General features: G+C 69.7%; 15 protein-coding genes and 3 pseudogenes. 8 read left to right on the forward strand and 10 right to left on the reverse strand.

What is annotated here, in order from left to right:
• The first annotated feature begins 9 nt into the window (after positions 1-9).
• Together E4N62_RS33375 and E4N62_RS33380 are read left to right on the forward strand one after the other, a co-directional pair.
• On the forward strand, positions 10-348 hold the full coding sequence (locus E4N62_RS33375) for a DUF3817 domain-containing protein (RefSeq protein ID WP_230220452.1): 339 nt from the start codon (positions 10-12) through the stop codon (positions 346-348).
• Positions 349-424: 76 nt separating this feature from the next.
• A pseudogene (locus E4N62_RS33380) lies at positions 425-2124 on the forward strand (methylmalonyl-CoA mutase).
• 161 nt (positions 2125-2285) lie between these two features.
• Here the strand turns inward: E4N62_RS33380 and E4N62_RS33385 are convergent.
• Positions 2286-2912: a TetR/AcrR family transcriptional regulator gene (locus tag E4N62_RS33385; RefSeq protein ID WP_230220454.1), complete on the reverse strand. Its 627-nt coding sequence runs from the start codon at positions 2910-2912 to the stop codon at positions 2286-2288.
• A gap of 187 nt (positions 2913-3099) precedes the next feature.
• Between E4N62_RS33385 and E4N62_RS33390 the strand changes: the two genes are divergently transcribed.
• From E4N62_RS33390 to E4N62_RS33405, 4 genes are all read left to right on the forward strand, one after another.
• Entirely contained in the window at positions 3100-4077 is a 978-nt protein-coding gene (locus E4N62_RS33390) for a tetratricopeptide repeat protein (protein ID WP_230220456.1), read from the forward strand.
• A 693-nt stretch (positions 4078-4770) separates the two neighbouring features.
• Complete coding sequence (locus tag E4N62_RS33395) at positions 4771-5406, forward strand: DUF6230 family protein (RefSeq protein WP_230220458.1); 636 nt, start codon at positions 4771-4773, stop codon at positions 5404-5406.
• Positions 5407-5571: 165 nt separating this feature from the next.
• Positions 5572-6195 carry a DUF6114 domain-containing protein gene (locus E4N62_RS33400; protein WP_230220460.1) on the forward strand — a complete coding sequence of 208 codons (624 nt, stop codon included), beginning with the start codon at positions 5572-5574 and terminating at the stop codon, positions 6193-6195.
• Positions 6185-7570: a hypothetical protein gene (locus tag E4N62_RS33405; protein WP_230220462.1), complete on the forward strand. Its 1386-nt coding sequence runs from the start codon at positions 6185-6187 to the stop codon at positions 7568-7570. Before E4N62_RS33400 ends, E4N62_RS33405 begins: the two co-directional genes overlap by 11 nt.
• Positions 7571-7699: 129 nt before the next feature.
• Here the strand turns inward: E4N62_RS33405 and pyk are convergent, their stop codons facing one another.
• The 3 genes from pyk to pta all read right to left on the reverse strand — a co-directional run bounded on the left by pyk (position 7700) and on the right by pta (position 12586).
• Positions 7700-9130: a pyruvate kinase gene (gene pyk, locus E4N62_RS33410; RefSeq protein ID WP_230220464.1), complete on the reverse strand. Its 1431-nt coding sequence runs from the start codon at positions 9128-9130 to the stop codon at positions 7700-7702.
• A gap of 127 nt (positions 9131-9257) precedes the next feature.
• Positions 9258-10469: an acetate kinase gene (locus E4N62_RS33415; protein WP_230220467.1), complete on the reverse strand. Its 1212-nt coding sequence runs from the start codon at positions 10467-10469 to the stop codon at positions 9258-9260.
• A gap of 29 nt (positions 10470-10498) precedes the next feature.
• Positions 10499-12586, reverse strand: coding sequence for a phosphate acetyltransferase (gene pta / locus E4N62_RS33420; RefSeq protein ID WP_230220469.1), 2088 nt, complete (start codon positions 12584-12586; stop codon positions 10499-10501).
• A gap of 261 nt (positions 12587-12847) precedes the next feature.
• Here pta and E4N62_RS33425 point away from each other — a divergent pair, with 261 nt between their 5' ends.
• Positions 12848-13873 carry an ATP-dependent 6-phosphofructokinase gene (locus E4N62_RS33425; protein WP_184899536.1) on the forward strand — a complete coding sequence of 342 codons (1026 nt, stop codon included), beginning with the start codon at positions 12848-12850 and terminating at the stop codon, positions 13871-13873.
• 201 nt (positions 13874-14074) lie between these two features.
• Here E4N62_RS33425 and E4N62_RS33430 read toward each other — a convergent pair whose 3' ends face one another.
• Entirely contained in the window at positions 14075-14707 is a 633-nt protein-coding gene (locus E4N62_RS33430; protein ID WP_268270137.1) for a helix-turn-helix transcriptional regulator, read from the reverse strand.
• Positions 14708-14903: 196 nt separating this feature from the next.
• Between E4N62_RS33430 and E4N62_RS33435 the strand changes: the two are divergent.
• Positions 14904-15373, forward strand: a pseudogene (locus tag E4N62_RS33435) (PPOX class F420-dependent oxidoreductase).
• Between the two features lie 193 nt (positions 15374-15566).
• On the opposite strand, the pseudogene E4N62_RS33440 reads toward E4N62_RS33435, so the two are convergent.
• The 5 genes and pseudogenes from E4N62_RS33440 to E4N62_RS33460 all read right to left on the reverse strand — a co-directional run bounded on the left by E4N62_RS33440 (position 15567) and on the right by E4N62_RS33460 (position 21264).
• Positions 15567-16390 (reverse strand): annotated as a pseudogene (locus tag E4N62_RS33440) (carbohydrate ABC transporter permease).
• Positions 16391-16395: 5 nt separating this feature from the next.
• Entirely contained in the window at positions 16396-17202 is an 807-nt protein-coding gene (locus E4N62_RS33445; protein ID WP_230220944.1) for a carbohydrate ABC transporter permease, read from the reverse strand.
• A 102-nt stretch (positions 17203-17304) separates the two neighbouring features.
• Entirely contained in the window at positions 17305-18714 is a 1410-nt protein-coding gene (locus E4N62_RS33450) for an extracellular solute-binding protein (protein WP_374117117.1), read from the reverse strand.
• 111 nt (positions 18715-18825) lie between these two features.
• On the reverse strand, positions 18826-19515 hold the full coding sequence (locus tag E4N62_RS33455; RefSeq protein ID WP_230220478.1) for a response regulator: 690 nt from the start codon (positions 19513-19515) through the stop codon (positions 18826-18828).
• 69 nt (positions 19516-19584) lie between these two features.
• Complete coding sequence (locus tag E4N62_RS33460) at positions 19585-21264, reverse strand: sensor histidine kinase (RefSeq protein WP_230220480.1); 1680 nt, start codon at positions 21262-21264, stop codon at positions 19585-19587.
• Between the last annotated feature and the right edge of the window lie 145 nt (positions 21265-21409).

Below are 21409 nucleotides of genomic sequence, written 5' to 3' on the forward strand. Positions count from 1 at the left end.
CTCGTGCGTATGAAAAAGAGCGTGCTGACCCGCTACCGCGTCCTGGCCTACGTCACCGGTGTGCTGCTGGTTCTGCTGACCCTGGGCATGATCGGCAAGTACGTGCTGGAACTGGACGGTGCCGCGGACTTCACGTACGTGGTCAGCCTCGCGCACGGCTGGCTGTACGTCCTGTACCTGGTCTTCGCCTTCGATCTCGGCTCCAAGGCGAAGTGGCCGGTCAAGAAGCAGATCTGGGTGCTGCTGGCGGGCACGATCCCGACGGCCGCCTTCTTCGTGGAGCGCCAGGTCAGCCGCGAGCTGGAAGCGAAGATCGAGGGCAGCTCGCTCGCGACCGCCAAGGCGTAGACGATTTCACCGCCGTGCGGACGCGCACGGCGGTCTGTCGTCGACATTTACTAGGACGTCCTAGTAAATTGGTGGTATGGACGCTGACGCCATCGAAGAGGGCCGCCGCCGCTGGCAGGAACGCTACGACTCCGCGCGGAAGCGGGAGGCCGACTTCACGACGCTCTCCGGGGACCCGGTGGAGCCCGTGTACGGGCCCCGGCCGGGGGACGTGTACGAGGGCTTCGAGCGGATCGGCTGGCCGGGGGAGTACCCCTTCACCCGCGGGCTGTATCCGACCGGCTACCGGGGGCGGACCTGGACGATCCGCCAGTTCGCGGGGTTCGGGAACGCCGAGCAGACGAACGAGCGGTACAAGAAGATCCTCGCCAACGGCGGTGGAGGACTGTCCGTCGCGTTCGACATGCCGACGCTCATGGGGCGGGACTCCGACGAGCCGCGCTCGCTCGGTGAGGTGGGGCACTGCGGGGTCGCCATCGACTCCGCCGCCGACATGGAGGTGCTGTTCCAGGGCATCCCGCTGGGCGATGTCACCACCTCCATGACGATCAGCGGGCCCGCCGTCCCCGTCTTCTGCATGTACCTCGTGGCCGCCGAGCGGCAGGGCGTCGATCCGGGCGTGCTCAACGGCACCCTGCAGACCGACATCTTCAAGGAGTACATCGCGCAGAAGGAGTGGCTCTTCCAGCCCGAGCCGCATCTGCGCCTCATCGGCGACCTCATGGAGCACTGCGCGGCCGAGATCCCCGCGTACAAGCCGCTCTCCGTCTCCGGCTACCACATCCGCGAGGCCGGGGCCACGGCGGCGCAGGAGCTGGCGTACACGCTCGCCGACGGCTTCGGCTACGTGGAGCTGGGGCTCAGCCGGGGGCTGGACGTCGACGTGTTCGCGCCCGGGCTGTCCTTCTTCTTCGACGCGCACCTCGACTTCTTCGAGGAGATCGCCAAGTTCCGCGCGGCGCGCCGGATCTGGGCGCGGTGGATGCGGGACGTGTACGGGGCGCGGACCGAGAAGGCCCAGTGGCTGCGGTTCCACACCCAGACCGCCGGGGTCTCGCTGACCGCGCAGCAGCCGTACAACAACGTGGTCCGTACGGCGGTGGAGGCGCTGTCGGCGGTGCTCGGCGGGACCAACTCGCTGCACACCAACGCCCTGGACGAGACGCTGGCGCTGCCGTCCGAGCAGGCCGCGGAGATCGCCCTGCGGACGCAGCAGGTGCTGATGGAGGAGACCGGGGTCGCCAACGTGGCGGATCCGCTGGGTGGTTCGTGGTACGTCGAGCAGCTGACGGACCGTATCGAGGCCGACGCCGAGAAGATCTTCGACCGGATCAAGGAGCGGGGGCTGCGGGCACATCCGGACGGGGTGCACCCGATCGGGCCGATCACCTCCGGGATCCTGCGGGGGATCGAGGACGGGTGGTTCACCGGGGAGATCGCGGAGTCCGCCTTCCGGTACCAACAGGCGCTGGAGAAGGGGGAGAAGCGGGTCGTCGGGGTCAATGTCCACCACGGCTCCGTGACCGGGGACCTGGAGATCCTGCGGGTCAGTCACGAGGTGGAGCGGGAGCAGGTGCGGGTGCTCGCGGCGCGCAAGGGGGCGCGGGACGACGCCGCGGTGCGGTCCGCGCTCGACGCGATGCTCGCGGCGGCGCGGGGTGGGGCCAACATGATCGGGCCGATGCTGGACGCGGTGCGGGCCGAGGCGACGTTGGGGGAGATCTGCGGGGTGCTGCGGGAGGAGTGGGGGGTGTATACGGGCCGGCGGGGTTCTAGGCGCCGTTTCCGGCGGCGGGCGGTGTGGGGTTTCGCCCCCGCCGCCCCTACCCGTCCCGTCCTCAAAGGGGCTGCGCCCCTTTGACCCCACGGTGAGTTCTTCGGGTGCGGGTCGTGGGGGCTTGTCGCGCAGTTCCCCGCGCCCCTGACGGGGCGCGTCCTTACGGTGCGCTCCTGTTCAGGCCGTGCAGCAGCAGGGCCGTGAAGCTCCGGGCCCACTCCTCGTCCGCCGGTTCCGCGCTGACCAGGGTGCGGTGGACCACGGCGCCCGCGACGACGTCGAAGATGAGGTCGACGGTGCGGGCGGCGGTGGCGGGGTCGGATTCCGGGGGGAGTTCGCCGCGGAGCTGGGCGCGGGCGCGGCCCTCCAGGACGAGGCGTTTCTGGCGGTCGACGATGGACGCGCGGATGCGTTCGCGCAGGGCGTCGTCGTGGGTCGACTCGGCGACGACGGCCATGAGGCCGCTCTTGGCCTCCGGGCGGGCCAGGATCGCCGCGAACTGAAGCACCACGCCCTCGATGTCGGCCGCGAGGCTCCCCCGGTCGGGGAGGCGCAGTTCGTCGAAGAGTTCCGCCACGGCGTCCACGACGAGTTCGTTCTTGCCGGTCCAGCGGCGGTAGAGCGTCGTCTTCGCGACACCCGCCCGGCCGGCCACGTCGCCCAGGGTCAGCCTCGACCAGCCCAGCTCGACCAGCGCCGCACGGGTCGCGGCCAGGATCGCGGTGTCCGCGGCGGCGCTGCGCGGACGGCCGCCCGTGGCTCGGGGGGCGGGGGTGCTGCTCTGCATCCGCCGACCATATCCGGCCGTTGTCCACGTCCTGCCCGCCGTCGTGAGGCAGATCACCGCGGAGTGGGTACTGAGGGGTACAGGAGAGCTTCCGGGCCCGCTACGCTACGGGTCGTAGCGAAAGTCTGGTGGACTCCTGGCCCAGGACGCTTTTCACCTGCGTGCTCGGAAGGGGGAGGATGTACTCATGCAGCCACGGAACATGTCCATGAGCGGAGTCGTCGACCTCGCCGCGGTGAAGGCGGCCCAGGAGGCCAAGGCGAAGGCGGAACAGGCGCGCGCCGAAGCGGCCCGGCAGGGCGGAGGAGGGGCGGTCTCCCCGGCCGACCTGGTCATCGACGTCGACGAGGCCGGGTTCGAGAGCGAGGTCCTGCAGCGGTCCACCGAAGTCCCCGTCGTCATCGACTTCTGGGCCGAGTGGTGCCAGCCCTGCAAGCAGCTCAGCCCGGTGCTTGAGCGCCTCGCCGTCGAGTACAACGGCAAGTTCGTCCTCGCCAAGATCGATGTCGACGCCAACCAGATGTTGATGCAGCAGTTCGGGATCCAGGGGATCCCGGCCGTGTTCGCCGTCGTCGCCGGTCAGGCGCTCCCGCTCTTCCAGGGCGCCGCCCCCGAGCAGCAGATCCGCGCGACCCTCGACCAACTCGTCCAGGTCGCCGAGCAGCGCTTCGGGCTCACCGGCCTGGTGGTGGACCCGGACGCCGAGGCCGGCGCCCCCGTGGAGGTGGCCCCGGAGATCCCGGCCGGCCCCTACGACCACCTGCTCGAAGCCGCCGTACGGGCCCTGGACGCGGGCGACTTCGGCGGCGCGGTGCAGGCGTACAAGAACGTACTGAGCGACGACCCGGGCAACACCGAGGCCAAACTCGGCCTCGCGCAGGCCGAGTTGCTCCAGCGCGTGCAAGGTGCCGATCCGCAGGACGTACGCAAGGCGGCCGCCGAGAACCCCGGTGACGCGCAGGCGCAGATCGCGGCGGCGGACCTCGACCTCGTCGGCGGACATGTGGAGGACGCGTTCGGGCGACTCATCGACACGGTGCGGCGCACGGCCGGTGACGACCGGGACGCCGTACGGCTGCGACTGCTGGAGCTCTTCGAGGTGGTCGGCGGCGACGACCCGCGGGTGGCCGCGGCGCGTCGGTCGCTGGCGCGGGCCCTGTTCTGACCTGTCCGTGACCCCTGCCTCGGCTGAGCGTTCGCTGTGACGGGCCGAGGCCCGGGGGGCTCGTGAACAACCCCGTTCCCGGGGTGCGGGGACGGGTGGTGCGCGAGTGAGAGATTTGACGACACAGCGACACCGCGGCCGCGCTTTGCCAAATCTTGGTAATCGCGGCCGCTGTTACTGGCAGTAAGAGAAACCCGTCGTTCTGTCGGACTCTGTCCGGCTGTCCACCCAAGTGTCGCCTCACTCGGCGCCACCCAGGGTCGCTGGCCGATGCCGATGGGTCGTTGTTCGGTTATCCGTCCGTTACTAGCCAGTAACGACCCCCCTTGCGGGGGCGGCGAGAATGCACCACGATCGGCGACGCTCGGTCCTGTCCCGTACCCCGCCTGCCAGTCGGGGCAACGGGTTTTCTGGGTCCCCACCGAGTAGAGCGGGCGGCAGTGGCGCCGGCTCTTGGGCAGGGGGGTCTCCGCCAACCGCGGAGCCTGTCCAGCAGGTTGTGCGTGATGCGTGTCAGGCGCGACCAGTGGTTGTCGCTCGGGGGTGATCGCCGGTGATTCGGGCGCTTTTCGCGCCACCGAGCGCGGGCGCTCCCCTTCCCGAGGACGTAGCACTTCTCCCATCCCTGTCCGGCCGAGCCGCCGCCAAGGGGCGAGCCGGTGTCAGGAGATGTACGTCCGAGAAGGAGGAAATATGGAGTCCCAGGTGCGTGGCGGGACCAGATGGAAGCGGTTCGCTGTGGTCATGGTGCCCAGCGTCGCCGCCACGGCAGCGATAGGTGTCGCCCTCGCGCAGGGTGCTCTCGCCGCGTCGTTCAGTGTGTCGGGCCAGTCGTTCAAGGTGACGGCCGGTCAGCTCGACGGCACGGGCTTCTCGCAGTACGGAGCGCTCGACGAGGGCTACACCCTCAAGGGCGAGAAGACGGTTCACCCCGTCGCCGTTTCGGCGTTCAAGTCCGCGACGATCACCAACATGTGCCAGTCGGTCGTCACCCCGGGTGTCCCGCTGCTCGGTAGCGTCAGCCTCAAGCTGACCGCCGGTACCGGTGGCAAGAAGGTCGAGGCCGAGAACCTCTACATCGACGTCGAGGACCTTGAGGCGGACGCCGTCTTCAAGGGCATCGACATCGGTGTGGCGGCCAAGGACGCCAACAAGGGTCCGGGCATGAAGGGTGGCTCGGAGCAGGCCAACCCCTACGGGTTCGCGCAGCAGGCCGACTCGGCCTCGCTGACCGGCGTGAAGCAGACGGCGTGGGCGACCACCGCCGGAACCTTCAAGCTGAGCAACCTGAAGATGTCGCTCCACAAGGGCGTCGTGGAGTGCTACTAGGCACTCCCTGGGCGGGTGAGGGGGCCTGCGCTTCCTCGCCCGCCCGTCCCTCTCGCCGTGCGCTCCACAGCGCACACGATCTCCGTACCTGAATTCCGTACGCCGTCCTCGTACGTGACGTACGTGAACTTCTCACAGCAACACCGTTCCAGGGAGCTGTTGTCCATGAGCGCCGAGTCCACGGGGCAGAACGAAGACTATCTCCGCGCCTTTCGGCGGCGCTTTAGCGACTGGAGGGGCTCACGTCCCTTCTGGGCGGGCCTGTTGGTCCTGCTCGGCGGTTTCCCGATCATGTACCTGCCGTACGCCAACCTCCAGATCGGCCACCTGACGCTCGCCATGTCGACGACGGGCGGCGCGGGATCCCTCATCATCGGCGTGCTGCTGGTGGTGCTCGGGGTCAGCCTCTGGTTCCAGCGGCATGTACGCACCTTCGCCGGTACGGCGGCGATCCTCCTGGCGCTCGTGTCCATCCCGGTCTCCAACCTCGGTGGCTTCGGTGTCGGCTTCCTGCTCTCCCTGATCGGCGGTGCGCTGGCCATCGCCTGGGCGCCCGGTCACGAGGAGGCGGCGGTGCCGTCCACCTACAAGACCCCGTCGCGGACCCCGGTGCCGCAGGACACGGCCCCCGAGAACACGGCACAGCACGGTGCGGTCCCCCTGCACAAGGGCGACGCCCCGGAGCCCGCGGAAGCGGGTTCGGTGAGCGGGGCGTCGAACGGCGAGGGCGACGACCTGACAGGTACCACCCCCACGAACGGGACGAACGGGAGGCACAGTGCCGGCTGACGAGGTGACCCACGGGACTTCGGTGGGAGAGTCCCGTGCGAGATCCGGACCGCGGCACGCGGCGCCCAAGAAGCCCCTTCTCACCCGGCTGAACGTGCCGGCGGGCAAGGCGATAGCCCTGGCGGCGATGCCCACGGCGGTCCTCATGGGCATGGGCTTCACGCCCACGCTGACGCTCGCCCGCGCCGACGACCCGACGAAGCTCAGCCTGACGGCGGACGAGTACAAGGACTGCGTGGAGGCCCTGGAGGCCGCCGAGGAGGGCACCGACACCTCCGCCTCGCCGACCCCCACCCCATCCGCCGAGGCCTCGGAGAGCGACGACCCGACGGACGAGGGCAAGGACGAGGACACGTCCGCGGGCGACGACACCGCCGCCGACGGCAACTCCTCCGGCGACTCGGCCACCGACGACACGACCACGGACGACTCCGCGTCGTCGGATTCAGGTTCCGACGACAAGGACGGCTCCGCCTCGGACGAGAAGTCGACGGACGACGGCGACAAGTCCGCGACCGACACGGCCGGTTCCGGCGAGGCCCCCTCGGCCGACGCCTCCGAGACCGGCGGTGGCAACCTGCTGGAGGACATCGGCACGGCCATCGAGGACCTGTTCACGCCGGACGACAAGGAGACGGAGACCACCGCTCCGTCCACGTCCACCAGCCTGTCCCCCTCACCCTCCCCCTCGGACGACGCCTCCGGCTCCGACGAGGACGAGAAGGACGACTCGGGCTCGGACGCCGGCAAGGACGCCAAGGACACCGCCGACAACGCCTCCGACAAGGTCGAGGACGCAGCGAAGGACGTCACCGGCGACGCCGAGGACACCGAGGACGCCACCGACGACGCCACCGCCACGCCGAGCCCCTCGCCCAGCGAGAGCACGGACATGGAGGGCTGCCCCGTCGCCACGGACGACGAGAGCGGCGTCGAGAAGGGCATACCGCCGCTGCCGAACGACCCCTGGTACCTGGACGCCAGCTCGCTGCTGCTGAAGGGCGCCGACTACCAGGGCGTCGTCAAGGTGAAGACCGCCGACGGCTCGGTCAAGGAGGTGCTGAAGTACGTCATATCCGACGGCACCGACATCGGCGACCTGCACCAGACGGTCGAGGACAAGCAGGCCGGCGTGACCTACCACGTCCAGGCCGGCAAGGGCACCACGTCCACGATCCGCCAGGGCAAGACGGTCATGTACACCGAGAAGATCTCCGGCAACCTGCTCGGTCTGATCCCCGTGACCTTCGACCCGAAGCACCCGCCGCCCCTGAACATCCCGCTGATCTACTTCACCAAGGTGAAGGTCGTCCAGGCGGGCCAGTTCGGCGGAACGCTCACCGTTCCCGGCATGCACCAGTTCATGACCGACTGAGCAGCCGGTCACCCCGGGCCCGGGAAACCGGGCCCCCACAGGACCCGTTCCGGGAGCCGCACAGCACTGAGGGCGCCCCCTGTTCCCAGGGGGCGCCCTCAGTGCTGTCGTACGACGGTGCCGGCCGCGTCAGTCGCGGGCGCCGCCGCCCAGGTGGTGCACCCGGACCATGTTGGTGGTGCCCGGCACACCGGGGGGCGAGCCGGCGGTGATGACCGCGATGTCGCCCTCGTTGAAGCGGCCCAGCTTGAGCATCTCGTGGTCGACCAGGTCGACCATCTCGTCCGTGCTGTTCACGAACGGCACCACGTGCGACTCCACGCCCCAGCTGAGCGCCAGCTGGTTCCGGGTCGACTCGTCGGTGGTGTAGGCGATGATCGGCTGGGACGCGCGGTAGCGGGAGAGCCGGCGGGCGGTGTCACCGGACTGCGTGAAGGCCACCAGCGCCCGGCCACCGAGGAAGTCGGCGATCTCGCAGGCCGCACGGGCGATCGAACCGCCCTGCGTACGCGGCTTCTTGCCCGGCACGAGCGGCTGCAGTCCCTTGGAGAGGAGCTCCTGCTCGGCCGCCGAGACGATCTTCGACATCGTCCGGACCGTCTCCAGCGGGTACGCGCCCACGCTGGACTCCGCCGACAGCATGACCGCGTCCGCGCCGTCCAGGATCGCGTTGGCCACGTCGGAGGCCTCGGCGCGCGTGGGACGGGAGTTGGTGATCATCGACTCCATCATCTGGGTCGCCACGATCACCGGCTTGGCGTTGCGGCGGCACAGCTCGATGAGCCGCTTCTGCACCATGGGGACCTTCTCGAGCGGGTACTCGACGGCCAGGTCGCCACGGGCGACCATCACGCCGTCGAACGCCATCACGACGTCCTCCATGTTGTCCACAGCCTGCGGCTTCTCCACCTTGGCGATGACGGGGACCCGGCGGCCCACCTCGTCCATCACCTTGTGGACGTCCCGCACGTCCTCGGCGTCCCGCACGAAGGACAGCGCCACCAGGTCGCAGCCCATCCGCAGCGCGAACCGCAGGTCCTCGACGTCCTTCTCGGACAGCGCGGGCACGTTGACGGCCGCGCCGGGCAGGTTGATGCCCTTGTGGTCGGAGATGACACCGCCCTCGATGACCTCGGTCCGCACCCGGGGGCCGGCGACCTCGATGACCTTCAGCTCGACGTTGCCGTCGTTGATGAGGATCTGGTCGCCGGGGGAGACGTCCCCGGGCAGCCCCTTGTACGTCGTCCCGCAGATCTGCTTGTCGCCCGGCACGTCCTCGGCGGTGATGGTGAACTCGTCACCGCGCACCAGCTCCACCGGACCCTCGGCGAAGGTCTCCAGACGGATCTTCGGGCCCTGGAGGTCGGCGAGGACCCCGATGGCCTTGCCGGTCTCGGCGGCGGCGGCCCGAACCCGGTCGTAGCGGCCCTGGTGCTCGGCGTGACTGCCGTGGCTGAAATTGAAACGGGCCACGTTCATGCCGGCCTCGATGAGGGCGACCAGTTGCTCGTGGGAGTCGACCGCGGGGCCGAGAGTACAGACGATTTTCGAACGGCGCATGGGACGATCCTATCGGTTTGTTTCGCTACGGAATATTCCGTAGGGCGGAATGCATATGGGCGGCTCTGCGCTCAATCGTGTTACCGGCGTGTATTGCCCGGCGGTGCTCAGTTGTTCTTTTCGGGGCTCAGATGTTCTTTTCGATCAGGGCGTACGTCTGTGCCGCGATCTCCAGTTCCTCGTCCGTCGGGACCACCGCCACGGCGACCCGCGCACCGGCCGGCGAGATCAGCCGCGGCGCGGCCCCCCGTACGGCGTTGAGGTCGCCGTCCACGGCCAGGCCCAGACCCTCCAGACCGGCGACGGCGGCCTCGCGCACCGGCGCCGCGTTCTCGCCGACCCCGGCCGTGAACGCGACCGCGTCCACCCGGCCGAGCACCGCGTAGTAGGCACCGATGTACTTCTTCAGCCGGTGAATGTAGATGTCGAACGCCAGCTTCGCCTGCTCGTCGCCCTCGTCGATTCGCCGGCGGATTTCCCGCATGTCGTTGTCGCCGCACAGCCCGATCAGACCGCTCTTCTTGTTGAGGAGAGTGTCGATCTCGTCCGTGGACATTCCGCCAACGCGCATCAAATGAAAGATGACGGCCGGGTCCATGTCTCCGGACCGCGTACCCATCACCAGCCCCTCCAAAGGCGTCAGCCCCATGGAGGTGTCCACGCACCGGCCGCCCTCGACCGCCGAGGCCGACGCCCCGTTGCCGAGGTGCAGCACGATGACGTTCACCTCGGACGGGTCCTTGCCGAGCAGTTCGGCCGTCGCCCGGGACACATAGGCGTGCGAGGTGCCGTGGAAGCCGTAGCGGCGGATGCGGTGCGCGTCGGCCGTCTCGACGTCGATGGCGTAGCGGGCGGCCGACTCCGGCATGGTGGTGTGGAACGCCGTGTCGAACACGGCGACCTGCGGGAGGTCGGGCCGCAGCGCCCGCGCGGTCCGGATCCCGGTGAGGTTGGCCGGGTTGTGCAGCGGTGCCACCGGGATCAGCCGCTCGATCTCGGCGAGCACGGCGCTGTCGATCACGGTCGGCCGGGTGAAGCTCTGCCCGCCGTGCACCACACGGTGGCCGATCGCGGCGAGTTGGGGGGAGTCGAGGCCGAGGCCGTCCTCGGCCAGTTCCTCGGCGACGGCCTTCAGGGCGGCTTCGTGGTCGGCGATCGGCTCGGTGCGCTCGCGGGAGGTGCCCCCGTCGGTGAGCGGGGTGTGCTTCAGCCGGGAGGTCTCCTCGCCGATGCGCTCCACCAGGCCCATGGCCAGGCGGCTGCCGTCGCGCATGTCGAGCAGCTGGTACTTGACCGAGGAGGAACCGGAGTTGAGGACGAGGACGCGGGTGGCGGTCACAGCGGTCGGCTTTCTGTCGTCGGTGGGGGTCACTCGGCCGCGGCCGTCTGGGCCTGGATCGCCGTGATGGCGACCGTGGTGACGATGTCCTGGACGAGGGCGCCCCGCGACAGGTCGTTGACCGGCTTGCGCAGCCCCTGGAGGACCGGTCCGACCGCGAGCGCGCCCGCCGACCGCTGGACGGCCTTGTAGGTGTTGTTGCCGGTGTTGAGGTCCGGGAAGATCAACACCGTTGCCTGGCCGGCGACTTCGGAGTCCGGCAGCTTGGTCGCCGCGACACTCGGCTCCACGGCCGCGTCGTACTGGATCGGCCCCTCGATCAGCAGGTCGGGCCGCCGGGAGCGCACGATCTCGGTGGCCTCGCGGACCTTGTCGACGTCGGCGCCCGACCCGGACGTCCCCGTGGAGTACGACAGCATCGCGATCCTCGGCTCCACCCCGAACCGCCGTGCGGTGGCGGCCGACTGGATCGCGATGTCGGCGAGCTGCTCGGCGTTCGGGTCCGGGTTCACCGCGCAGTCCCCGTACACCAGCACCTTGTCGGCGAGGCACATGAAGAAGACGGACGAGACGATGTCGGCGTCCGGCTTGGTCTTGATGATCTCGAAGGCCGGCCGGATGGTGGCGGCGGTGGAGTGCACGGACCCCGAGACCATCCCGTCCGCGAGTCCCTCCTGCACCATCAGCGTGCCGAAGTAGTTCACGTCGGACACCACGTCGTACGCCAGCTCCATGCTGATGTTCTTGTGGGCGCGGAACTGGGCGTACTTCTCCGCGAACGCGTCCCGCCACTCGGAGGTCGCCGGGTCCACCAGCAAGCTGTCGCCGAGGTCGATGCCCAGGTCGGCGGCCTTCTTGCGGATCTGCTCGACGGGACCGAGCAGGGTGAGGTCGCAGACGTTGCGGCGCAGGATGACCTCCGCCGCGTGCAGCACGCGCTCCTCCGTGCCCTCGGGGAGGACCACCCGGCGCCGCTCGGAGCGGGCCTGTTCGAGGAGGGTGTGCTCGAACATCATCGGCGTGATCCGGTCGCTGCTCGGCGCCGAGACCCGGCCGCGCAGCTCGGCGGTGTCGACGTGCCGCTCGAAGAGCCCGAGCGCGGTCTCCGCCTTGCGCGGCGTCACCGCGCTCAACTTGCCCTCCATGGAGAACAGTTCGGAGGCGGTGAGGAAGGAGCCGGACTCGACGGCGACGACGGGCGTGCCGGGGGCGAGACGGGCGGCGAGGGTGAGGATCTCGTCGCTGGGCCGCTCGTCGAGGGTGAGCAGCACGCCCGCGATCGGCGGGGTGCCGGCGCTGTGCGCGGCGAGGGCGCCTATGACGAGGTCCGCGCGGTCGCCGGGGGTGACGACCAGACAGCCCGGGGTCAGGGCGTTGAGGAAGGTCGGCAGCATGGCCCCGCCGAAGACGAAGTTGAGCGCGTCGCGGGCGAGGCCCGAGTCGTCGCCGAGGAGGACCGTGCCGCCGAGCGCGTGGGTGATCTGGGCGACGGTGGGCGCGGAGAGCGCGGGCTCGTCGGGCAGGACGTAACAGGGCACGGGCAGCGGCAGCCGCGAGTCACCGAGCCGCTCGGATATCTCGCCGCGGTCGGCGGGCGCGACCCGGTTGACGACCATGGCGAGCACATCACAGCCGAGGCCCCCGTACGCGCGGTAGGCGTTGTGGGTCTCCGCCACGACCGACTCGGCGGTCTGCTTGCGTCCGCCGACCACCGGGATCACGGACGCGCCGAACTCGTTGGCCAGCCGTGCGTTGAGCGACAGCTCGTCAGGGAACTGCGTGTCGGCGAAGTCCGTCCCGAGGACGAGGACGACGTCGTAGTCCCGGGCGACGGCGTGGAAGCGGTCGACGAGGGTCGAGACCAGCTCGTCCGTGCCGTGCTGGGCCTGGAGCGTGGACGCCTCGTGGTAGTCCATGCCGTACACGGTCGCCGGGTCCTGGGTGAGCCGGTAGCGGGCGCGCAGCAGGTCGAAGAGCCGGTCCGGTCCGTGGTGCAGCAGCGGCCGGAACACCCCCACCCGGTCGACCTGGCGGGTCAGGAGTTCCATCACCCCCAGCTCCACGACCTGGCGGCCGTCGCCGCGATCGATCCCGGTCACGTATACGCTGCGCGTCACGTGTGCTCTCCGTTTCATATGGTTCGACTGGTTCGACTGGTTCGACTGGTTCGGCAGGGGAGGGGTGGAAATCGCCGTCACGGCGGACGGAAACCCTCTTGACAATACCCCTGACCATGGATAAGGCGCCCATCAGTGGGGAGGGGTGCCGGGCGGGGCCGGAGGGGCGCGGCGACCCCCGGGCGGCCGTGAAACAATCGGACTGGCTCATAAGTACCAGCACCGATCAGGATGATCAGGACGAGCAGGAGACACAGCACGATGCGTATCGGAGTTCTCACCGCAGGCGGCGACTGTCCGGGCCTGAACGCAGTGATCCGGTCGGTCGTGCACCGAGCGGTCGCCCAGTACGGCGACGAGGTCATCGGCTTCGAGGACGGCTACGCGGGGCTCCTCGACGGCCGCTACCGCACCCTCGACCTGGAGGACGTCGGCGGCATCCTGGCCCGTGGCGGCACCATTCTCGGCTCCTCCCGCCTCCAGCGCGACCGTCTGCGCGAGGCCTGCGAGAACGCGCAGGACATGGCCCACCGGTTCGGTATCGACGTACTGATCCCGATCGGCGGCGAGGGCACGCTGACGGCCGCGCGGATGCTGAGCGACGCGGGTCTGCCGGTGGTCGGCGTCCCGAAGACCATCGACAACGACATCTCGTCGACCGATCGCACGTTCGGTTTCGATACGGCCGTGGGTGTCGCCACCGAGGCGATGGACCGCCTGAAGACGACCGCCGAGTCCCATCAGCGGGTGATGGTCGTCGAGGTCATGGGCCGGCACGCGGGCTGGATCGCCCTGGAGTCGGGCATGGCGGCCGGCGCGCACGGCATCTGCCTGCCGGAGCGGGCCTTCGACCCCGCCGACCTGGTGAAGATGGTGGAGGAGCGCTTCTCGCGGGGCAAGAAGTTCGCGGTCATCTGTGTAGCCGAGGGCGCGCACCCGGCCGAGGGCTCCATGGACTACGGTCACGGCGAGATCGACCAGTTCGGCCACGAGCGCTTCCAGGGCATCGGCACGGCACTGGCGTACGAGCTGGAGCGCCGCCTCGGCAAGGAGGCCAAGCCGGTCATTCTCGGGCACGTCCAGCGCGGCGGCACCCCGACCGCGTACGACAGGGTGCTCGCCACGCGCTTCGGCTGGCACGCGGTCGAGGCCGCGCACCGGGCCGACTACGGCCGTATGACCGCCCTGCGCGGCACCGAGGTGGTGATGGTGCCGCTGGCGGAGGCGGTGACCGAACTGAAGACGGTGCCGAAGGACCGGATGGACGAGGCGGAGTCGGTGTTCTAGGGGGTGTTTCGAAAGTCCTGTGCGGTGCCCGCGGTGTCCGGTGCGTGCTCTCGGCGTGCCGGACGAAAGCCCTCGTACTGGACGTACTTGGGGTTTCGGCCGGTGCGGCGAGAGTGCGTGCCGGGCGCCGTGGGTGCTGTGCGGGACTTTCGAAACACCCCCTAGGTTCCAGGGCTTTCGCCGGGCTCGGGTGGGCCGGGGTCAGTAGGTGGCCGTTCGCCGCACCAGTGACCAGAAATGATCGGTGATCCCGTCCAGGTAGTCGCGGCCGGCGTCGCCCGAGTCGGTCGCGGCGGTGCCGTTGGCCCAGGTGAGCGTGGCGGCCACCAGACCCTGGTAGTCGGTGTGCATCTCGCGGAGGACGTCCTCCAGGAGGCGTCGGTCGAGGGACAGCAACTTCGCGGTGGGGCGCACATGGGCCTGCCAGCGGGTGGTCACCGCGCTGTGGAGCAGTTCCCTGAGCTTCGGCTCGCGGCCCGTGACGGTGATCAGGTCGGGCAGGGAGAGGCCCAGTACGGTGGCGAGGGCGGCGCACTGCCGGTCGGTGCCGCGCCACTCCCCGGTCTCCTCCATGCGGAGGTAGGTACCGAGTTCGAGTCCGACCGCGCGGGCGACGTCCTCGGCGGCGGCCCCCTGCGCCATGCGGTGCTCGCGCAACGTCCTGGGGGAGCTGATCAGTTCACCTGCCGAGCACCACAACACGCCCGCGAGCGCGGTGAGTTCGGGGCCGGTGGGTGAGACGGTGCCGCGTTCCCAGGCGGCGACCAGGTCCGGGGTGACGTACGGGAGGCCGTACGAGGACCGCATCTGGTAGGCGACGTGTTCGGGCCCCATGCCCAGCGCCATGCGCAGTCTCCGGGCGGCGGGGGCGTTGAAGGGCGGTGTGGGGGCGGAGTCGGCGGTTTCATGCGCTGAGCGTCGGTGCACGCGCACAACGTAGGGGCGCGGGGCTGCGGTGACTACGGGCTGTTCGGCCACAAACACGGATTGTAGGAACCTACGGTTGGTGAGGGTGGGTAGGGATCACCGCATGACGAAGCCGGAGAAGCTGGACGGGCACATTCGTGAGCGCCTACTGGCGCCGAACTTCTGGCACTTGGCGACGGTGGGGCCGGACGGGGCGCCTCAGGTGTCACCCATGTGGGTGGACATCGAGAGGGACGGGGAGGATGCCTCCGGGCCCGAGTACGTCATGGTCAACACGTCGGTGGGGCGGGTGAAGGAGGAGAACCTGCGCCGCAATCCTCTTGTGTCCCTGTCCCACCACGACCCCGAGAACCCCTACGACCGCGCCGAGATCCGAGGCCGCGTCGTCCGCTTCGTCGAGGGCGAGGAGGCGGAGCGAGCGATGGACCGGCTCACCCGGAAGTACATCGGGCAGGAGCGCTATCCGTGGCTCCTGCCCGGGGAACGGCGCCTGATGATCCTCATCGAGCCGGTACGGGTACGGCGAGTGGTGGGGTGGAGCCGTTCCGGGCGGGGGTGTTGCCCGAGGGGTGAGACGTGAGTCATGGGTTCGCAGGCGACGGCATCCGGCTTCGGGGTGCCGTGGGAGTCGATCCACGGGTACAGCCAGGCCGTCCAGGTCGGTGACACGGTGCATGTGTCAGGACAGCTCTTGCTGAAGGAGTTCGGGGCCCGGACCGGCTCGCGGAGAGGGGCGCGCTCGTCCGCCTCGACGTGCGGCCCGGCCTCACCCCTTGACCGCCCCGCCCAGAGCGAACCCCCGCCCAACCGCCTGGCCACCCCCACGTACAGCAGGATCACCGGCGTCGAATAGATCACCGAGAACGCCGCCAGCTGACCGTAGATCACCGTCCCGCGGTTTCCGAAGAACTCGTTGATGCTCACCGCAGCCGGCATCTGTTCCGGGGTCAGGAGCAGCATGAACGGGACGAAGAAGTTCCCCCACATCATCACGAACGAGAAGACGGTCACCACCGCGACGCCCGGGCCCATCAGCGGGAGCACGACCCGTGTCAGCGACTGGAGCGACGAGGCGCCGTCGGTCCAGGCCGCCTCCTCCAGCTCCTTCGGGACGCCGTCCATGAAGTTCTTCATCAGCCAGATGGCGAAGGGGAGTTGGGAAGCGGCGAAGAAGAAGATCGTGCCCTGAGCGGTGTCGATCAGGTTCACCTGGACGAACAGCGCGTACACGGGAACCATGATCGCGGTGATCGGCAGGCTCGTGGCGAAGAGGATCGTGAGGAGGAAGGGGCGGTTCAGACGGGAGCGGAAGCGGGAGAGGGGGTAGGCCGCGAGCGCGGCGCATATCACCGTCAGCGCGGTGCCTCCGCCGCACAACAGCAGGCTGTTCAGCAGCGGCGTGAACGTGATCTCCGGGGTCAGGACGGCGTCGAAGTTGTCCAGGGTGACCCCGTCCGGGACCTTCACCGTCAGGTTCGCCTTCGGGTCCACCGACGAGAGGATCACCCAGGCCAGGGGGAGGACGAAGGCCGCGGCGACGACGAGGAGACCCGCGTCCGCCGCCAGCCGTCGGGAGTTCGGGGAGGCCACGGCACTCACACCTCCGTCCGCAGCAGCCGCAGATAGATCACCGAGAACAGCGAACCCACCACCAGCAACAACAGCGCCACCGCCGTGCCGTAGCCGATCATGCTCTTCTGGAACGCCTCCTCGTACATGAAGAGGGGGAGGGTCTGGCTCTTGCCGCCCGGGCCGCCGCGCGTCATCACCCAGATCAGGCCGAAGACCGACAGGGTCTGGAGGGTGATCAGCATCAGGTTCGTGCCGATGGAGCGCCGGATCATCGGGAGCGTGATGTGCCACATACGACGCCAGCCGCCCGCGCCGTCCATCTCCGCCGCCTCCGTGATCTCCTTCGGGATCTCGTTCAGGGCCGCGGAGTAGACCAGCATCGAGAACGCCGTGCCCCGCCAGACGTTCGCGAAGGAGACCGCGAGGATCGGGAGCGTGTACAGCCAGTTCTGGGTCGGGAGATGGAGCCAGTCCAGGACGGCGTTCAGGGTGCCTTCGCGGCGGAAGAAGGCGTAGAGGAGGAAGCCCGCCACCACCTCCGGGAGGACCCATGCCGTGACGACGATTCCCCCCACCAGCGTGCGGACGGGTTTCGAGGCGCGTTGCATCAGCGCCGCCAGCGCCAGCCCCAGCGTGTTCTGGCCCAGCAGCGCCGAGACGACCGTGAAGACCAGGGTCAGCCAGACCGCGTTCAGGAACGCCTCGTCCCCGAACGCCGTGCGGAAGTTCTCGAAGCCGATGAAGGAGTCCTCGGCCTGGCCGGTGAGTTGGAGGTCGGTGAAGGCGATGTAGGCGCAGTAGGCGATGGGGCCGGCCAGGAAGAGGAGCAGGAGGACGGTGGCGGGGGTGAGGGGAGAGGCGGGTCGCGGTGCGGAGTGCGGGGGGGCGCCGGCCCGGACACCGTCTTCGTCGGCCCCTTCATACGTGGGAGCTCACTCTTCGATCACCTGGTCGTCCGTCGCCGCCTTCAGCTCCTCGTCGTAGTTCTCCGCCGCGTCCGCCACCGACGCGTCGCCCGTCGTCACGGATTCCATCGCTTCCTGAATGGCCGTGGAGACCTTCGGATATGCCGGGTACGCCGGGCGGTAGTGCGTGCTCGACACCAGGTCGGTGAAGAACTTGATGCCGGGCTGCGCCTGCGCGTACGCGGGATCGGCGGCCACGTCCTCGCGGACGGCGATTCCGGAGTTGGCGATGTACCACTTCTGGGCGTTCGCCTTGGTCTGCATCGTCTCGATGAACTCGAAGGCGAGGTCGGGGTTGCCGGCCTTGTCGGGGATGGCCCAGGTCCAGCCGCCGGACATGCTCACCTTGCCGGGGGACTGGCCGTTCTGGGTGGGCATGTACGCGAGGCCGAGTTTCTCCGACCACTCCGGCCATTCGTGACCGCTGCCGGGCAGCCAGTCCTGGGGGAGCCAGGAGCCGTCGAGGTTGATGCCGAGTTTTCCCTCGGGGAGGAGTTCGCCGCGTACCCGGGTGGAGATGTTCGGGTCGAGGGCGTCGGAGACCTCCGGGCCCAGTTTCTCCTGGTAGACCGTCTCCACGAAGGCGAGGGCGTCCTTGAACCCTTGCGTGCCCGCCTTCCATTTCTTCGACTTCTCGTCGTACAAGGGGTCGGCGCCACCGCTCGTGGCCCCTTCCGTGCCGTAGAGAAGCATTTCGAAGCCCTGCATGGTCGCGGCCTCACCGGCCGGTTTGCCCGTGTAGACGTTCAGCGGGATGACGTCCGGGACCTTCTCCTTGATGGTGCGGGCGGCGTCGAGCACGTCCTCCCATGTCTTCGGCTGCCAGTCGGCCGGCAGGCCGGCCTTCGCGAAGATGGCCTTGTCGAACCACAGGCCGCGGGTGTCCGTGCCGTCCGGGACGCCGTACGTCTTCCCGTCCTCGGCCTTCGCCGCCGTCCTGGCCGTGTCGATGAACTGGTCCCAGTCCTTCCAGTCGGCCAAGTAGTCGTCCAGCGGCTTCAGATAGCCGCTCGTGATGTCCGAGTTGATGAGGAAGGTGTCCTCGTAGACCAGGTCCGGCGCCGTCTTCGGGGAGCGCAGCATCTGCTGCACCTTGGTGTAGTACTCCGAGTCCGGGGCCTTGATCGGGACGAGCTTCACCTTCTTGCCCGGATTCGCCTTCTCGAACTGTTTCTTGACGTCGGAGAGGAAGGTGTCCATCACCCGGACCTGGTTGTCCGTGGACTGTTTGTAGGAGACCTCCACCGTGTCCGGGTCGCTGCCGGAGCCGCTGCCGCAGGCGGCGAGCGCGCCCGGCGCGGTGACCGCCAGGGCGGCGGTGAGGAGGAGGCGGAGGGGGGATCGGCGGAAGTTGGGTGCGGTGGGGCGCACGGGCACGACCTCCTGCTGGCTACGTCGTTGTGGCCTTGGGTGGTGCCCGGTGACGGTAAGGGGAGTGGTCTAGTCAGGTCAATGCGTCTGCACCGGTTCGCCGTCAGGCGCCGGCGGCTACGCCTTCACCCACCGGTACTGCAGCTCCGGCCGCCCCACCTGCCCGTACTGGGGGCTCCGGGCCGCGCGGCCCGCGTCCACCAGGTGTTCCAGATAGCGGCGGGCCGTGATCCGTGAGATGCCGACCGCCTCCGCCACCCCGGCCGCCGTCAGACCCTCGCCCGCGTCCCGCAGGGCCACCGTCACCCGCTCCAGGGTCGGGGCGCTCAGACCCTTCGGCAGCGCCGCCGGGCCCGGGGCCCGCAGGGTCGCCAGCGCCCGGTCCACCTCGTCCTGGCCGCTCGCCTCGCCCGCCGCCGCGTGGAACTCGGCGTAGCGGACGAGACGGTCACGAAGAGTCGCGAACGTGAAGGGTTTGAGGACGTACTGGACCACGCCCAGTGAGACGCCCTCCCGGACCACCGTCAGGTCCCGCGCCGACGTCACCGCTATCACGTCCGCGTGGTAGCCGGCCGCGCGGAGCGAGCGGGCCAGTTGCAGGCCGTGCACGTCCGGCAGGTGGAGGTCCAGCAGCAGCAGGTCCACCGGCGTCCGGTCCAGCGCGCGCCGCGCCTCCGCGCCCGTGTGGGCCTTGCCGACCGCCGTGAAGCCGGGGACGCGGCCGACGTACATCATGTGCGCGTCGGCGGCCACGGGGTCGTCCTCGACGACCAGGACTCTGATGGGGTCGGACCCGGCCTTCGTCATGCGTCGTCGCCTCCAGCCACCGTGGCCCGGGGGGCCTGGACATCGTCGTCGTTGTCCTGCTCCGCGGCATCATGCACCACGGAGTCCCCGGCCACGGGTCCCGCCCCGCCGAACGCCCCTGCCCGCCCCGTCGCCGCCGTGCATGCCCAGCGGCAGCCGCACCTCGAACTCGGCCCCGCCCCCTGCCGCCTCCGACACGGTCAGCGTGCCCCCGTGGCGGCGCGCGGTCTGCCGTACGAGAGCCAGGCCGAGGCCACGGCCGCCGGGACCGGAGGGCTTCGTGGAGAAGCCGCGCTCGAAGACGGCCTCCGCGTGGGCCGGGTCCACGCCGGCCCCGGTGTCCACCACCCTCAGCACCAGCACGGAACCCCCTGGTCCCCGCTCGTCCGTGTAAGCCGTCACCGTCACCCTCGCCCCGACCGACCCCTGCGCGGCGTCCACCGCGTTGTCGATCAGGTTGCCCAGGACCGTGACCAGGTCACGGGCCGGCAGGGACTCCGGCAGGAGACCGTCGTCGATACGGCTGTCCTCCGAGACCACCAGCTCGACGCCCCGTTCGTTCGCCTGGGCGGCCTTGCCCAGCAGCAGCGCGGCGAGCACCGGTTCGCTGACCGCCGCCACGACCTGGTCCGTCAGCGCCTGCGCCAGCTCCAGCTCCGCCGTCGCGAAGTCGATCGCCTCGTCCGAGCGGCCCAGCTCGATCAGCGAGACGACCGTGTGGAGGCGGTTGGCGGCCTCGTGCGCCTGGGAGCGCAGCGCCTGCGTGAAGCCGCGCTCGGAGTCCAGCTCGCCCGTGAGGGACTGGAGCTCGGTCACATCGCGCAGGGTGACCACCGCGCCCCGGCGCTGGCCGCCCGACACCGGCGAGGTGTTCACCACCAGCACCCGCTCGGCGGTCAGGAGCACCTCGTCCACCCGGGGCTCGGAGGAGAGCAGCGCGCCCGTCAGCGGCGCGGGCAGGCCCAGGTCGGCCACCGAGCATCCGACCACCTCGTCCGTCACCCCCAGCAGCTCCCGCGCCCCGTCGTTGATGAGGGCCACCCGGTACTGGCCGTCGAGCATCAGCAGGCCCTCGCGCACGGCGTGCAGGGCGGCCTGGTGGTAGTCGTGCATATTGCTCAGCTCGGCGGCGTTCATGTTGTGGGTGTGGCGGCGCAGGCGGGCGTTGACGCTATAGGTGCCGATGCCCCCGAGGGCGAGGGCGCCGGCGGCCACGCCGACCAGGGCCGTGAGCTGGTCCTGGACGCGGTCGCTGATGGCCTGCACCCGTATTCCGGCGCTGACCAGGCCGATGACCTCGCCGTTCTCCATGATCGGGGTGACCGCGCGGACCGACGGGCCGAGCGTGCCGGTGTAGGTCTCGGTGATCGAGCCGCCCTTCTGCGCCTCCTCTATGTGGCCGAGGAAGTGCTCACCGATCCGGTCGCGGTCCGGGTGGGTCCAGCGGATGCCGTCCGGCGTCATGATCGTCACGAAGTCGACGCCGGCGTGCCGCTGCACCTCGGTGGCGTACGGCTGGAGCCGCGCCGTGGGGTCGGAGGTGTGGATCGCCGCACGGACCGACGGGGCGTCGGCGACGGTGGCCGCCACGGCCAGGGCCTGACGGCCCCCCGCCTCCTCCGCCTGGGAGCGGTCGCTGACGTACGTGAACAGCGCGTACCCGGCCACCACGGCGGCGATCAGCACCGCCTGAACGGCGAAGAGCTGACCTGCGAGGCTGCGGGGACGGAGGCGGAGCGGGACGCGCATGCCCACAGTCTGCATCGCCGTGTAGGCGTGAACTAAATGAACGGAAGGGTGACCGCCCTCACAGGGAGGGAGATAGTCACTGCATCGACCCGTCCAGCACCTGGACACCGACAGGGAGTACGACTCCCGCCCCGGGACACCACGA

The organism is Streptomyces sp. MNU76 (assembly GCF_020982545.1).
In the GTDB taxonomy this organism is placed as follows: domain Bacteria; phylum Actinomycetota; class Actinomycetes; order Streptomycetales; family Streptomycetaceae; genus Streptomyces.

Excerpts from the sequence above, each read along its gene's own strand:
- E4N62_RS33375 (WP_230220452.1), top strand. The coding sequence starts at position 10 with ATGAAAAAGAGCGTGCTGACCCGCTACCGCGTCCTGGCCTACGTCACC.
- E4N62_RS33385 (WP_230220454.1), bottom strand. The coding sequence starts at position 2,912 with ATGCAGAGCAGCACCCCCGCCCCCCGAGCCACGGGCGGCCGTCCGCGC.
- E4N62_RS33390 (WP_230220456.1), top strand. The coding sequence starts at position 3,100 with ATGCAGCCACGGAACATGTCCATGAGCGGAGTCGTCGACCTCGCCGCG.
- E4N62_RS33395 (WP_230220458.1), top strand. The coding sequence starts at position 4,771 with ATGGAGTCCCAGGTGCGTGGCGGGACCAGATGGAAGCGGTTCGCTGTG.
- E4N62_RS33400 (WP_230220460.1), top strand. The coding sequence starts at position 5,572 with ATGAGCGCCGAGTCCACGGGGCAGAACGAAGACTATCTCCGCGCCTTT.
- pyk (WP_230220464.1), bottom strand. The coding sequence starts at position 9,130 with ATGCGCCGTTCGAAAATCGTCTGTACTCTCGGCCCCGCGGTCGACTCC.
- E4N62_RS33425 (WP_184899536.1), top strand. The coding sequence starts at position 12,848 with ATGCGTATCGGAGTTCTCACCGCAGGCGGCGACTGTCCGGGCCTGAAC.
- E4N62_RS33430 (WP_268270137.1), bottom strand. The coding sequence starts at position 14,707 with ATGGGGCCCGAACACGTCGCCTACCAGATGCGGTCCTCGTACGGCCTC.
- E4N62_RS33455 (WP_230220478.1), bottom strand. The coding sequence starts at position 19,515 with ATGACGAAGGCCGGGTCCGACCCCATCAGAGTCCTGGTCGTCGAGGAC.
- E4N62_RS33460 (WP_230220480.1), bottom strand. The coding sequence starts at position 21,264 with ATGCGCGTCCCGCTCCGCCTCCGTCCCCGCAGCCTCGCAGGTCAGCTC.